13 protein-coding genes are annotated in these 13962 nt (G+C 30.3%); 4 read left to right on the forward strand and 9 right to left on the reverse strand.

Annotated features, from left to right (window positions below; translation table 11 throughout):
- The first annotated feature begins 229 nt into the window (after positions 1-229).
- Entirely contained in the window at positions 230-1357 is a 1128-nt protein-coding gene (gene folK, locus HKP59_RS07045) for a 2-amino-4-hydroxy-6-hydroxymethyldihydropteridine diphosphokinase (protein ID WP_291804940.1), read from the forward strand.
- On the opposite strand, the gene gldC is transcribed toward folK, so the two are convergent.
- A complete protein-coding gene (gene gldC / locus HKP59_RS07050; RefSeq protein ID WP_291804943.1) occupies positions 1358-1696 on the reverse strand; it encodes a gliding motility protein GldC in 339 nt (112 codons plus the stop codon).
- Positions 1696-2646, reverse strand: a complete 951-nt coding sequence (gldB, locus tag HKP59_RS07055; protein WP_291804946.1) for a gliding motility lipoprotein GldB — start codon at positions 2644-2646, stop codon at positions 1696-1698. Before gldB ends, gldC begins: the two co-directional genes overlap by 1 nt.
- Before the next feature lie 59 nt (positions 2647-2705).
- Between gldB and nadE the strand changes: the two genes are divergently transcribed.
- Positions 2706-3497, forward strand: a complete 792-nt coding sequence (gene nadE / locus HKP59_RS07060; RefSeq protein ID WP_291804948.1) for an NAD(+) synthase — start codon at positions 2706-2708, stop codon at positions 3495-3497.
- Here nadE and dnaG read toward each other — a convergent pair.
- The 3 genes from dnaG to clpP all read right to left on the reverse strand — a co-directional run bounded on the left by dnaG (position 3494) and on the right by clpP (position 7486).
- The gene (gene dnaG, locus HKP59_RS07065) at positions 3494-5473 is read right to left on the reverse strand and encodes a DNA primase (RefSeq protein ID WP_291804951.1); all 1980 of its coding nucleotides are present in this window, start codon (positions 5471-5473) and stop codon (positions 3494-3496) included. The two genes, nadE and dnaG, sit on opposite strands and share 4 nt — an antisense overlap.
- Positions 5474-5576: 103 nt before the next feature.
- Positions 5577-6818 carry an ATP-dependent Clp protease ATP-binding subunit ClpX gene (gene clpX / locus HKP59_RS07070; RefSeq protein ID WP_291804953.1) on the reverse strand — a complete coding sequence of 414 codons (1242 nt, stop codon included), beginning with the start codon at positions 6816-6818 and terminating at the stop codon, positions 5577-5579.
- 8 nt (positions 6819-6826) lie between these two features.
- On the reverse strand, positions 6827-7486 hold the full coding sequence (clpP, locus tag HKP59_RS07075; protein ID WP_291804956.1) for an ATP-dependent Clp endopeptidase proteolytic subunit ClpP: 660 nt from the start codon (positions 7484-7486) through the stop codon (positions 6827-6829).
- 156 nt (positions 7487-7642) lie between these two features.
- Here clpP and HKP59_RS07080 point away from each other — a divergent pair, with 156 nt between their 5' ends.
- Positions 7643-9241 carry a M1 family metallopeptidase gene (locus HKP59_RS07080; protein ID WP_291804959.1) on the forward strand — a complete coding sequence of 533 codons (1599 nt, stop codon included), beginning with the start codon at positions 7643-7645 and terminating at the stop codon, positions 9239-9241.
- 31 nt (positions 9242-9272) lie between these two features.
- Positions 9273-10604 (forward strand): DEAD/DEAH box helicase, encoded by a 1332-nt coding sequence (locus tag HKP59_RS07085; RefSeq protein WP_291804960.1) that lies wholly within the window; start codon positions 9273-9275, stop codon positions 10602-10604.
- 113 nt (positions 10605-10717) lie between these two features.
- Here HKP59_RS07085 and tig read toward each other — a convergent pair whose 3' ends face one another.
- From tig to HKP59_RS07105, 4 genes are all read right to left on the reverse strand, one after another.
- Positions 10718-12040: a trigger factor gene (gene tig, locus HKP59_RS07090; protein ID WP_291804962.1), complete on the reverse strand. Its 1323-nt coding sequence runs from the start codon at positions 12038-12040 to the stop codon at positions 10718-10720.
- Positions 12041-12133: 93 nt separating this feature from the next.
- Complete coding sequence (locus HKP59_RS07095) at positions 12134-12484, reverse strand: phage holin family protein (protein ID WP_291804964.1); 351 nt, start codon at positions 12482-12484, stop codon at positions 12134-12136.
- Positions 12485-12540: 56 nt separating this feature from the next.
- Entirely contained in the window at positions 12541-13305 is a 765-nt protein-coding gene (locus HKP59_RS07100; protein ID WP_291804966.1) for an alpha/beta fold hydrolase, read from the reverse strand.
- Positions 13306-13351: 46 nt separating this feature from the next.
- On the reverse strand, positions 13352-13962 hold a 611-nt coding region (locus HKP59_RS07105; protein ID WP_291804968.1), incomplete at its 5' end, for a pyridoxine 5'-phosphate synthase.

The following is a 13962-nucleotide window of genomic DNA, read 5'->3' on the forward strand; positions in this document are numbered from 1 at the left end:
CTTGCTACAGATACTTTTTTTGTATCCCCTACCGCAGCAGCAACAAGTAAAAACAATACTAAAATAATACCTAAAGCAATTAAAGTTCCAAATATTGATGCAAATAAATTTCTTAAAAAGTTCATATTATAACAAAAGTTTTGAGTTCAAAAATAAATATAAATGTTTATAAGTTGCCCGACAAAGATATGTTTTTAAATGATACTTTTCTTTTCTTTGTATTCACTTTATGCAAATAAAAAGAACTACATATTTATCTTTAGGAACTAACTTGGGAAACAAGTTTGAAAATTTACAACAAGCTGTTGATTTAGTTGCTGATGAAATAGGATCTGTTCTTAAAATTTCATCGGTATATAATACGGCGGCTTGGGGATTTGAAAGTGATCATTTTTACAATATTTGTATTCAGGTTGCTACAAATCTAAACCCGGAACATTTATTAGAAACGATTCATAAAATTGAGCTTTCTCTTGGAAGAAAAAGAACTTCGGATAAAAAATATAAATCGCGAATTATTGATATTGATGTGTTACTTTATGATCAAGAAATAATTTTCTCTAAAGATTTAATTGTTCCTCATAAAGAAATGATAAACAGGAAATTTGTACTTGTTCCTTTGGCTGAAATTGCTCCAAATTTGATTCATCCGATAGAAAAAAAACAGATTCAAGTTTGCCTTACTAATAGCACTGATGATAGTAACATTGAAAATACTTATTTAAAACTGAAACGTCCTATTTGCTTATCTGAAAAATTTAATTACATTGCTATTGAAGGTAATATTGGTGCTGGAAAAACAACCCTTACTAATATGATTGCTGAAGACTTTAATGCTAAAATTATATTAGAACGTTTTGCAGACAATCCCTTTTTACCAAAGTTTTATGAAGATAATGAACGCTACGCATTTCCTTTGGAAATGAGCTTTTTAGCAGATCGTTATCAACAACTTTCAGATGATTTAGCACAATTTGATTTATTCAAGAACTTTATAGTTTCTGACTACTACATTTTTAAATCACTAATTTTTGCACAAGTGACCTTACAAAAAGATGAATATTTTTTATATCGAAAAATGTTCGACATTATGTACAATGAAATTTCAAAACCTGATTTGTATATTTATCTATACCAAGAAACACCGCGCTTATTAGAAAATATAAAAAACCGAGGTAGAGATTACGAACAAAATATTGCGCCTGAATACTTAGATAAAATTCATAAAGGTTACTCAACTTTTATTAAAACCGAAAAAAATCTAAATACATTAATCATAGATGTTACGAATAAAGATTTTTTACATCATGAAAAAGATTATAAAGAAATTATTGAACTAATAAAAAATGTAGAATAGTTACTTTTTTGTTAACTCAAGTTTTTCAGCAAAATAATCACAAAAATCCTTCATGGTAGCTGTCATTTTAGTATCGTTTGTTGCGCGCTCAAAAGTATTAGCCATAGATACCAATGTTTGATGAAAAAATTGTTTCATTTCATCAATTTGCATTTCTTTTGTCCATAAATCCATACGAAGGGTATCCTTTGTTTTTTCATCCCAAACAGCAAGTATTACAGCTTTTGCTTCTTGGTCTTTCACATTGCTATCTTGTGCAGTCCAATGCAACTTTTCAGGAATTTTATTCTCATCTAATCCAACATTTATTTCAATTTTTGATGTACTCTTTACTGCCATTATTTTTTTGGTTTATATTTTGATTTTTTAAATATTTCTTCTGTCGGTGTTTCTAAAAGCTGCTGCAAAGTTACATCATTATTGTCCATAAAAGAACGAACAATTTGCCAACCTAACCATACACCTATTTTACCTGGAGATTGCTTATCAATATCAATATAAAATTTTGAAAAAGGCGCATCAGAAATAAAACGACTATACAACTCATTATCAGAACTATATAACAACTTATTTTCGATAAAATACTTCCAAACCTGAGCCTCATTTACGACTACCCAATCATTTTTATTTAATGGGTATCCAATCTTTTCCGCATCAGAAACCGCTGGCAAATAACAATCTAATAGGTACATTTTTTTTCCTTCATGTATCATAACATCAATAAATTGACGATTCGTAACCCCACCAGAATGGTTTTCAATTAAAGCATTCGCGATATCAACCACCAAATGTGATTTATCAAAATTATGTGACAAGTATAATGGAAAATCGCGATATACATTACTATCTCTTCCCAAATACATATCTAATGAGACGAACAACAAACTATCAGCATATACAACTTTACTTTGATAATCTAAATTGGTTATAAGTGTAATAACTTTAGGAGCTTCAAAATTTGGATGATAGCTTTTTACGTGCTTAAAAAGGTCTTGAATTTGAGATTTCTCTTTGCTAAAATCTCCAAAAACAGTTTGTGAAAGTTCAAATAATTCTTGCTCATCCTTTATTTTATTTAACCAAATGCTATCATTTTGCTCTGGAAATAAATAGGGATACTCATTTTTTAATTCAGGAAGTTTTTGTGCGTTAGTGGTATAAAACTTTTGTTCAAACCTATCAATAATCACATTCATATCAATTTTAGAAACATCAACTTTCTTTTTTGTTTGGTTATTACAAGAAACAGCAGCCAATAAAATAATAGTTAGTAGAACAAATTTCTTCATTAATTTCTATATTTACACTTATATTTTTAAAACGCTAAAATTACTAAAAAAGTTTAAGTATGAATACCGAAAGAGTTATTGATTATATTGTTGATTGGTTAAAAGATTATGTTACAAGAGCAGATGTGAATGGTTTTATCATTGGAATTTCAGGAGGAATTGATTCTGCGGTAACCTCAACTCTTTGCGCTAAAACAGGACTACCTCTTTTATGTTTGGAAATGCCAATACATCAAGGCGAAAATCAAGTAAGTAGAGCATACAATCATATTCAATGGCTTCAAGAAAACTTTGAAAAAGTTACCGTGAAACAGGTGAACTTAACGCCGGTGTTTGATAGTTTAGTGGATGCATTTCCTCCAGTTAAAAATGAAGAAGAACGCTTTATGTCTTTAGCAAATACACGTGCTAGACTTAGAATGACCTCTCTTTATTATTTTGCTGCGCTCAACGGATATTTAGTGGCTGGAACTGGTAACAAGGTTGAGGATTTTGGAGTTGGATTCTTTACAAAATATGGTGACGGTGGTGTAGATTTAAGTCCAATTGCTGATTTAATGAAATCTGAAGTATATGAAATCGCTACCTATTTGGGAGTTAATAAAGAAATAATAACTGCTGCACCAACTGACGGATTATGGGGAGATAGTAGAACAGATGAAGATCAAATTGGAGCGAGCTATAATGAGCTTGAATGGGCGATGACACAAGATGAAAAAGGGAAAACAATTGGAGATTTTAACGGTAGAGAACTTGAAGTATTTACTATATACAAAGAAAGAAATAGAGCAAATCAGCACAAAATGAACCCGATTCCAGTTTGTAAAATTCCTAGTAAATTTAAAATTTAGATAACTCTATTTAGACGTTCACAAATACGATGCTTTAAGTTGGTATAATTTACAACGGTCTCTAAAATTTGTTCTCTATCATTAGTATTAGCTATTTCAACTGATAATGATGTTATTTTTTGTTCAATTAATACGCGTCGTAAATTATAAATTGCATCTAAAACCATTTTTGGCAGGTCTTTCTCCTTACTTTTAATTATAATGTTTTTACGCTCCCAATTACTCATGGTATGCTTTTCATCATCCATTAAAATATTGGTAACTAAATTTGAAATGTCTGCATCAGAATGATTAATAAAAGAATCAACAAAAATAGATTTATCCTGATTTAACTGATGAATTATTTCATAATAAATTTGTTTAAATCTTTCATCGGTAAACTCTACCTCATCTTCTTGTAAGTTCAAATAAATTTCTTTGGAAACTATATTTAATTGATATTCTTTTTTCAATGGTTTTGCTTCATTACCATCAACTTCTTCTACTTCATCAAAATTTTCAAATTCAACTTCATTATTACCATATAACAATAAAATTTTTATAATTTCTTGTTCGTATTTTGTTAATTCATTTACCTTTTCAAACTGAGCTGTTTTTTCTAATACCGGAGCTAATGGTCGTTCTTGATGTGGTCTTTTTGATGCTTCTCTGCCTTCCTTTTTATCTAATTGCGCTAATTCACTAAACAATACATTTTCTGAAATATCCATGATTCTAGAACATTCCTGAATGTAAACTTCTCGTTGAATTCTATCTGGTATTTTTGAAATACTTACAACAATATCACGAATTAAACCAGCTTTTTTAACAGGATCATTTTGAGCTTCTTCCATTAATAAAGAAACTTTAAAATTGATAAAATCTTGGGCGTTACTTTGCAAATATTCCTTTAGTTCCTCACTAGAAACTTTTTTAGAAAAACTATCAGGGTCATCTCCATCAGGAAATAATATGACCTTTACATTTAACCCTTGTTCTAAAATTAAATCAATTCCTCTAATTGAAGCCCTGATACCTGCTGCATCGCCATCAAAAAGGATTGTCACATTTTTTGTTAGACGGTTTATCAACCGAATTTGATTTTCAGTAAGTGCAGTACCTGAAGATGAAACCACATTTTCAACTCCAGCTTGATGAAATGAAATAACATCCGTATAGCCTTCAACCAAATAACAATTGTCCTCTTTAGCAATAGCTTTCTTTGCATAATGGATACCATATAAAATATTACTCTTATGATAAATATCGCTATCAGGTGAATTTAAATATTTTGCTGCTTTTTTATCGTTTGTTAAAATACGACCTCCAAAACCCAATACGCGTCCACTCATACTATGAATTGGGAACATAACGCGTCCTTTAAAACGATCAAATTGCTTGGTTCCTGTTGCCGAAAGAAGATCTTGTTTTACAATAGTAAGACCTGTAGATTCTAGGTATTTAAGATTGTATCCCTTATTGATTGCTTCTGAAGTAAAAGCTTCCCATTCATTTAATGAATATCCTAATTGAAACTTTTTAATAGTATCTTCTGTGTAACCACGTTCTTTGAAGTAACTTAAACCAATTGCTTTACCTTGGTTGTCTTCTAATAAGATTTTATGAAAATAATCGCGCGCAAATTCTGATACCAAAAACATACTTTCACGCTCATCAGCTTGCTGTTTTTGCTCATCTGATTGCTCAGTTTCATCTATTTCAATATTGTATTTTTTTGCTAAATACCGTATCGCTTCAGGATACGAATAATGTTCGTGTTCCATTAAAAATGAAACCGCATTTCCTCCTTTTCCTGTACTAAAATCTTTCCAAATTTGTTTCACAGGTGACACCATAAATGATGGTGTTCGCTCATCAGAAAACGGACTCAAACCCTTAAAATTACTTCCTGATTTTTTTAATTGAACAAATTCACCAATAACCTCCTCAACACGAGCAGTTTCGAAAACATTATCTATGGTACTTCTAGAAATCAATTATAGTATTTTTTTGAATGTTCTAAATTACAAAATTTAGATAAAAAAATCACCCTTTAAAAATCAAAGGGTGATTACATTTTATTTCGTTATTTAAATTATCTTAAGAAACAGCCTTTAATTTTTTTAAAGTAGACATATTAATTCTGTCTTCAGCATATTTCTTAGTAACTTTTAATTCTGTTTCTTCAGTTCCTGGCATTTCAAACATAGCATCGGTTAAAATTGCTTCACAAAGAGAACGCAATCCACGAGCACCTAATTTGTATTCAACTGCTTTATCCACTATATATTCCAAAGCTGTTTCATTAATGGTAAAATCAATTCCATCCATTTCAAACAATTTTTGATATTGCTTAATAATAGAATTTTTAGGTTCTGTTAAAATAGCTCTTAATGTGCTAGCATCTAAAGGATTCATATGAGTTAACACTGGTAACCGTCCAATAATTTCAGGAATTAAACCAAACGATTTTAAATCACTTGGTATAATATATTGTAGCAAATTTGTTTCATCAACTCTATCCACTTTTATAGATGCGCTATAACCAACAGCTTGTCGATTTAGACGTTTTCCAATAATTTTATCAATTCCTGAAAAAGCACCACCAGCCATAAATAAAATATCTTGAGTGTTTACTTCAATAAATTTTTGATCAGGATGTTTTCTTCCTCCTTTTGGTGGAACATTTACAATAGAACCTTCTAATAATTTTAACAAAGCCTGCTGAACTCCTTCACCTGAAACATCACGTGTTATAGATGGATTATCTCCCTTACGAGCAATTTTATCAATTTCATCAATAAAAACAATACCGCGTTCAGCTCTTTTCACATCATAATCAGCTGCTTGTAATAAACGAGTTAAAATAGTTTCAACATCTTCACCCACATAACCAGCTTCTGTTAAAACTGTTGCATCAACAATACAAAATGGCACATTCAACATTTTTGCAATAGTACGAGCAATTAACGTTTTTCCTGTTCCAGTTTCTCCAACAATTATAATGTTACTTTTCTGAATTTCAATTTCTTCTTCGTCTTTAGATTCAGGTTGTAATAAACGCTTATAATGATTATAAACTGCAACAGACATGACACGTTTTGCTTTTTCTTGACCAATCATATACTGATCAATAAATGCTTTTATTTCTTTCGGTTTTTTAACTATTAATTCAGAACTAAGGCTTGATGAACTTTGCTCTGCCATTTCTTCCATTACAATGCCATGTGCTTGCTCTATACATTTATCACAAATATGTGCATCCAATCCTGCAATTAGCAAGTCAGTTTCTGGTTTCTTCCTTCCACAAAATGAGCATTCTAAAACTTCATCCTTTGCCATACCTTTAATTACTTTCTAATTAATATTTCATCAATCATACCATAAGCTTTCGCTTCTTCAGCTTTCATCCAATAATCACGATCTGAATCTGCATGAACTTTCTCCATTGTTTGTCCAGAATGTTTTGAAATTATTTGGTATAATTCATCTTTCAATTTCATGATTTCACGAGCAGTAATTTCAATATCACTTGCTTGCCCTTGAGCACCTCCTAATGGTTGATGTATCATTACTCGTGAATGAGGTAATGCAGAACGTTTTCCTTTTGTACCTGCACACATTAAAACAGCTCCCATAGATGCTGCCATACCTGTACAAATTGTTGCTACATCTGGCTTTATAAATTGCATGGTATCATACATTCCTAAACCTGCATATACGCTTCCACCTGGCGAGTTAATGTAAATAGAGATGTCTTTTGAATTATCAACACTTTCTAAAAATAATAATTGAGCTTGTATAATATTTGCTACATAATCATCAATCGCTGTTCCTAAAAATATAATTCTATCCATCATTAAACGAGAGAACACATCCATTTGCGCAACGTTTAATTGACGTTCTTCAATAATATATGGTGTAACACTACTCACCAATTTATCATAATACATACTATTGATGCCTTGATGCTGAGTTGCAAACTTTTTAAATTCTTTTCCGTAATCCATTTAACAGGGTTTTTAAAGTATTAAGTGCGTAAAGATAAGAAGTATTTATGAATTGTCTATTTGTTTCATTAAGTAATCTAATATTTCACTTTTATATCTTCTAAACAATGTGACTGTTTCTATGTATATTTGAAAATTATTCTTTAAAGTTTTAGTATGAAAACCCTCTATCATTTTTTTATTCTTTTTATTTGTATTCAATCTTCAGGTATTGCTCAAAATTACCAGCAGCAATTAAATACAATTGATATACAACATTATAAATTAGTAATTGCAGTAAGTGACACTACAAATAGTATTGATGCAACAATGAGCATCAAATTAAAGTTTAAAAAATCTGTCAATGAATTTCAACTTGATTTATTTAAAAAAGATAGTGTTAGTGGACTTGGTATGGTTGTGGATTCTATTTATCAAAACAATGTAAAAGTTGAATTTTTACATACAACTGATAAAATAAATATTCAAACAAAACATACATTTCCAGGAATTGAATATACCTATATTATCAAATATCATGGCATTCCAAAAGACGGATTAATAATTAGTAAAAATTTATATGGTGATCGAACTTTTTTTGGAGATAATTGGCCAAATAGGGCGCACCACTGGTTTCCCTGCGTAGATCATCCATCAGACAAGGCCACCATTGAATATTTAATTGAAGCACCAAACCACTATCAAACTATTGCGAATGGTTTTCAGGTTGAAGAAACTAATTTAACAAACACTACTAAATTATACCATTGGAAAACTACCGTTTCGTTGCCAACGAAAGTAATGGTAGTAGGAATTGCAAAATTTGCAGTTCAAAATATTGGTGAAACACATAACATTCCGGTTTCAACTTGGGTATATCCCGAAACAAAAGATCAAGGCTTTTACGATTTTTCTACTGCAAAAAATATACTTGACTTTTTTATTGAGCATATTGGCGAATATCCCTTTCAAAAATTAGCAAATGTGCAATCTAAAACTCGCTTTGGAGGTATGGAAAATGCTGGAAACATTTTTTATTTTGAAAAATCTGTTACGGGGAAACTGGAGCATGAAGATTTAATAGCTCACGAAATTGCACATCAATGGTTTGGAAACTCAGCTTCTGAAATTGATTGGCCTCACCTTTGGTTAAGTGAAGGTTTTGCAACCTATTTAACAGACTTATATATATTAGAATCAAAAGGTAATGATGCTTTTTTGGAAAGAATTAAACAAGAACGCCAAACCGTTATAAACTTTTACAAAAAAAGTAAAACTCCTGCAATTGATACAAAAACAACTAATTATATGCAATTGCTAAATGCTAATTCATATCAAAAAGGCGCTTGGGTATTACATATGCTTCGTAAAAAAATTGGAGATGGACTTTTTTGGAGTGGTTTAAGAACATATTACGATACTTATAAATTTAGTAATGCATCAACAAACGATTTTAAACAAGTAATGGCTGAAATTTCAGAAGAAAATTTAGATACTTTCTTTACACAATGGCTTCAAAAAGTAGGCCACCCAATTATAAAATCAAGTTGGATTTACCATGATAAGAAAGTTAGAATTATTATAGAACAAACTCAAGAAACCATTTTTCAATTTCCACTTGATATAGAATTTGTTTATAAAAATGGAACTTCAGAAATAAAAACGATTCAAATAAATGATAAATCTGCTCCTTTTGTAGTTAATGTTTCAGGAGAAATAACTGCAATTAATTTTGACCCAAATGCTTGGTTGCTGTTTGAATTAGCTACTAAGTAATATAAACCTATATTTGCAAAAAAATAAAACAATGACCTTTTCCGATTTAAACTTAAACCGTTTTTTATTAGATGCTCTTGATGAAATGGGATTTTCAATACCTACTCCTATTCAAGAAAAAGCATTTTCTGTGATTATGAGTAGCAGAGATGTTGTAGGAATTGCACAAACTGGAACTGGTAAAACATTTGCCTATTTATTACCTATTTTACGACAACTTACATTTTCAACACAAAAATATCCACGTATTTTAATTGTGGTTCCAACAAGAGAATTAGTGGTTCAAGTTATAAATGACTTAGAAAGCTTAACACCATATATTAACGTTCGTTTTGCAGGTGTATATGGAGGAACAAACCTAAATAAGCAAAAGCAACTAGTATATGAAGGACAAGATATTTTAGTAGCAACTCCAGGTCGTTTATTAGATTTAGCGTTAGATGGTATTTTAAAATTAAAACAAATTCAAAAGTTAGTAATTGATGAAGTTGATGAAATGATGAATCTTGGATTTAGACCTCAATTAATTACCTTATTAGATTTATTACCAAAAAATCGACAAAGTATTTTGTTTTCTGCAACACTTACTAAAGAGGTTGATGGCTTATTAGATCAATTTTTTAAATCTCCTATCAAAATTGAAATTGCGAGCAGTGGAAGCCCATTAGATACGATTGAGCAACAAGCATATCCTGTTCCTAATTTTTATACGAAAGTAAATTTTTTAGTGCATTTACTAAAAGACAAAAAGACTTTTACTAAAGTCCTAATTTTTGTAAAAAATAAAAAACAAGCAAATACGCTATTTGAAGAACTTGAAGTATTACTCCCAGGAGAAACCAACGTAATTCACTCTAATAAAACACAAAATTATAGATTACGTTCTGTTAAAAACTTTGAAATGGGTTTTTATAAAGTATTAATTGCAACTGATATTATTGCACGTGGATTGGATTTAACCGATGTAAGTCATGTAATTAATTTCAACATTCCTGAGGAACCTGAGAATTACATGCATAGAATTGGAAGAACAGGTAGAGCAGAACAAAAAGGAACTGCTATTTCGTTTTTTACTGAAGAGGAAGCAGACTATTTAGGAGAAATTGAATTACTTATGAATACTGAAATTGACGTATACGATTTACCTGAGAGTATTGAAATTTCAACTAATATGATCGCTGAAGAACTGCCAAAAATTGAACCAGAAAGCACCGGTAAGAAAAAAACAGTTACTGAGCCTAGCGGAGCAGCATTTCATGAGAAAAAAGAAAAAAATAAACGTGTTAATTTAGGAGGTTCGTACCGAAGAGAAATTGCTAAAAAATATAAAAAACCAAAAACAAGAGGGCAAAAAAGGAAATAAGTTTATATCTTAACAACACCTTGAAATGGTCAATACAAAACCATTTTACAAAATAAAAAAACTCCTTAATGAAATTTCATTAAGGAGTTTTAATTTATAGTTAAACTACTATGTTATTTGTACACTTCTTTTACAAATTTTTCATAGTTTAATTCTTTTACTTTAAACGTGATATTTTCTTTATAAAAATCTAGTAATTTTTTACTTACTAATTGTTCTTGCAAACGTTTCGCTTCATCTTGATTACTTAACACACGCTGTACAATATCATCTAATTCTTTTTCTTCAGGATTTAATTGTCCGTATTGTGCCATTTGAGCCTTTACAAAACCTTTTGCAAATTCTTGCAATTCAGCATAATCCAATTTTATACCATTATCTTTTAACACTTTACCTTCAATTAATTGGTAACGTAATCCTTTTTCAGATTTTTCATATTCTTCAGAGGCTTGCTCAGGAGTCATTGGATTTTCACCTGCAACCGCAATCCATTTCTTTAAAAACTCAGCTGGTAAATCAAACTTTGTATTTTCTACTAAATATTCAGTAACATCATTTAATAATTGTTGATCTGCTTGTGTTTTAAATTGCTTTTCAGCATCTTCCTTAATTTTAGCAACTAATTCTTCTTTTGATTTCACAACATCTGGCCCAAAAACTTTATCAAACAATTCTTGATTTATTTCAGAGAGCTCTGTCATATTAATTTCTTCAATAGTAAATTGAACCACAATATCCAATCCGTGAATTGCATCGTGATCTATTCCTAAAGCACCCATTAATTTATGATCGTCATCAAAAAGACCTTTTGTTTTTAATTCAATAACATCGCCTACTTTTGCACCTTTTAATTTCTTTTGGTTTGATTTTCCTTTTATTGAATCAAATGAAATTGTAGATTTTTTATTTATTTCTTTTTCTTCATTTACAAAAGTTCCAGCAATATTTACATCATCTTCAACAGTCTCTTTAGGAATAATTTTACCGTAACGCTTTTGAATATTCTCAACTTCTTTCTCTAACAATTCATCATCAGCAATAATATTATATTGTGTAATTTTCTTTTTAGCATCTAACTTCACATCAAATTCTGGTGCTAAACCTAATTCAAATTCAAAAGCATAATCTTCAGCATCCCAATTCAAATCATCTTGCATTTTTGGCAATGGATTCCCTAAAATATCTAACTTCTCTTCAGTTAAAAATTTATTTAATGACTCTTGTAACAATTTATTTACTTCATCAATCATTACAGACTTACCGTATTGTTTTTTAATCATCCCCATTGGTACTTGACCTTTTCTAAATCCTGGGACATTTGCTGTTTTACGGTAATCTTGTAAAATAGTTGCTACTTTTTCTTGGTAATCTGCAGCTGAAATCTCAACCTTTACTACTGCATTTAAATTATCAATATTTTCTTTTGTAATATTCATTTTGTGCTATTTTATCTTAAAATCATTAAAAATCGGGTGCAAAATTACTGTTTTTTATGCACTTAACAAAGTATTTAAGTTGTTCAAATTCAACTATTTTTCTTTCTTTTCATTTAATAATGAATACAAGAAGGATTGAAATAGCGATAACAACAAACTAAATAATAATGCTATCCAAAAACCTGAAACGGCAAAACCATCTACAAAATAATCAGCTAACAGTATAATTAAAGCGTTAATTACCAATAAAAATAAACCTAAGGTTACTATGGTTGCTGGCAACGTGAAAAATATAAGTACTGGCTTAACGGTAACTCTAAGTATCCCTAAAACTATCGCAACTATAATTGCGCTTGTGTAATTGGCAAGCGTAACACCTGGTAAAAAATTTGCTAATATGACAACTGCAATCGCGGTGAGTAGAACTTTTAAAATTAATTTCATGAACGTATGTTTTAAATTGAGTTATAAATTTAACTATAATTATGCCAACTTGGTTTTTAACTTAAAAAACTGACAACTTCATTATAAAACTGCGTTGGATTTTCAGCATGCAGCCAATGTCCTGCTTTTTTGACAGTTACAATTTTATACTTTGAAAAATGAGCAGCAATTAAAGGAATATCTTCTTCCGTTATATAATCAGAATTTTCTCCACTTAAAAATAAAGTTGGCCCTTCAAAATGCGTAAACGAAGGCAGCGCTTCACCAACTTCAGCATTATTTTCAGTTAAACTATGTAAATTAATTCGAAACGCTAATTTCCCTTTAGATTTCCAGTACACGTTCTTTAATAAAAACTGAATAATTCCTGCTTCTTTGATATAAATTCTTAAAACCTCTTCAACTTTTTTTCGAGTGTTATGCAATGTGAAATTAACTGAATTCAATGCTGCCAAAATATACTCATGATGTGGTTTATAATATTTCGGACTAATATCTGCAACAATTAATTTATTTACTAATTCAGGGTAGGTTACCGCAAACTGCATGGCTACCTTTCCTCCCATTGAATGCCCTAATACAAAAACATTCGTCAATTCTTTTTGTAGTATATATTGGTGTACATCTTCTACTAATAATTCATAATCAAATTCATCTGTATGAAAACTTCTTCCATGATTCCGTTGATCTATTAAGTGTACTTCAAAATGTTCAGCAAACTTATTACCTAACGATTTCCAGTTATCACTCATTCCAAAATAACCATGTAAAATAAGTAAAGGCTCTCCTTTCCCTAAAATTGTTGAATGTAAAACTTGCATGTTGAGCATTGAATTTATAAAATTAACTCTTTCTAAGAAATGAAAGTTATTTAGAACCTAAACTTAATTTATGTTTATACATATTAATTACGTTCTCGAAACCTAAATATAATGACTCTGCAATTAATGCATGACCAATAGATACTTCTAACAAATTTGGAATATTTTCGGCAAAAAACTGAATATTCTCCAAGCTTAAATCGTGACCTGCGTTAATCCCCAAACCAAGTTCGGTTGCTACTATTGCACTTTTTGTATACGGTTCTATGGCCTTTTTATTTCCCATCCCATATTGAGTAGCAAAATCCTCTGTATATAATTCAATTCTGTCAGCGCCTGTAGTTGCAGCGGCTTCAATTAAATCTAGGTTAGTGTCAATAAAAATAGAGGTTCTAATACCTTTCGATTTAAATTCTGAAATAATTTCTTTTAAAAATGATTGATGTTTAATGGTATTCCAACCAGCATTTGAAGTAATTGCATCAATTGAATCAGGCACTAAAGTAACTTGAGTAGGGCATATTTCGAGTACCATGTCCATAAATTTTGGAATTGGATTTCCCTCAATATTAAACTCTGTAGTTACTATTTTTTTTAAATCGAAGGCATCTTGATATCGAATATGGCGCTCATCGGGTCTTGGATGAATGGTAATCC

This window comes from Lutibacter sp., from assembly GCF_013041805.1.
Taxonomy (GTDB): domain Bacteria; phylum Bacteroidota; class Bacteroidia; order Flavobacteriales; family Flavobacteriaceae; genus Lutibacter.

What these genes read in the sequence shown, in the direction of transcription:
- clpP (WP_291804956.1), bottom strand. Translation starts at nt 7,486, where the DNA reads ATGGATTACGGAAAAGAATTTAAAAAGTTTGCAACTCAGCATCAAGGC.
- HKP59_RS07085 (WP_291804960.1), top strand. Translation starts at nt 9,273, where the DNA reads ATGACCTTTTCCGATTTAAACTTAAACCGTTTTTTATTAGATGCTCTT.
- tig (WP_291804962.1), bottom strand. Translation starts at nt 12,040, where the DNA reads ATGAATATTACAAAAGAAAATATTGATAATTTAAATGCAGTAGTAAAG.
- gldC (WP_291804943.1), bottom strand. Translation starts at nt 1,696, where the DNA reads ATGGCAGTAAAGAGTACATCAAAAATTGAAATAAATGTTGGATTAGAT.
- HKP59_RS07095 (WP_291804964.1), bottom strand. Translation starts at nt 12,484, where the DNA reads ATGAAATTAATTTTAAAAGTTCTACTCACCGCGATTGCAGTTGTCATA.
- clpX (WP_291804953.1), bottom strand. Translation starts at nt 6,818, where the DNA reads ATGGCAAAGGATGAAGTTTTAGAATGCTCATTTTGTGGAAGGAAGAAA.
- nadE (WP_291804948.1), top strand. Translation starts at nt 2,706, where the DNA reads ATGAATACCGAAAGAGTTATTGATTATATTGTTGATTGGTTAAAAGAT.
- gldB (WP_291804946.1), bottom strand. Translation starts at nt 2,646, where the DNA reads ATGAAGAAATTTGTTCTACTAACTATTATTTTATTGGCTGCTGTTTCT.
- HKP59_RS07100 (WP_291804966.1), bottom strand. Translation starts at nt 13,305, where the DNA reads ATGCAAGTTTTACATTCAACAATTTTAGGGAAAGGAGAGCCTTTACTT.
- HKP59_RS07080 (WP_291804959.1), top strand. Translation starts at nt 7,643, where the DNA reads ATGAAAACCCTCTATCATTTTTTTATTCTTTTTATTTGTATTCAATCT.
- folK (WP_291804940.1), top strand. Translation starts at nt 230, where the DNA reads ATGCAAATAAAAAGAACTACATATTTATCTTTAGGAACTAACTTGGGA.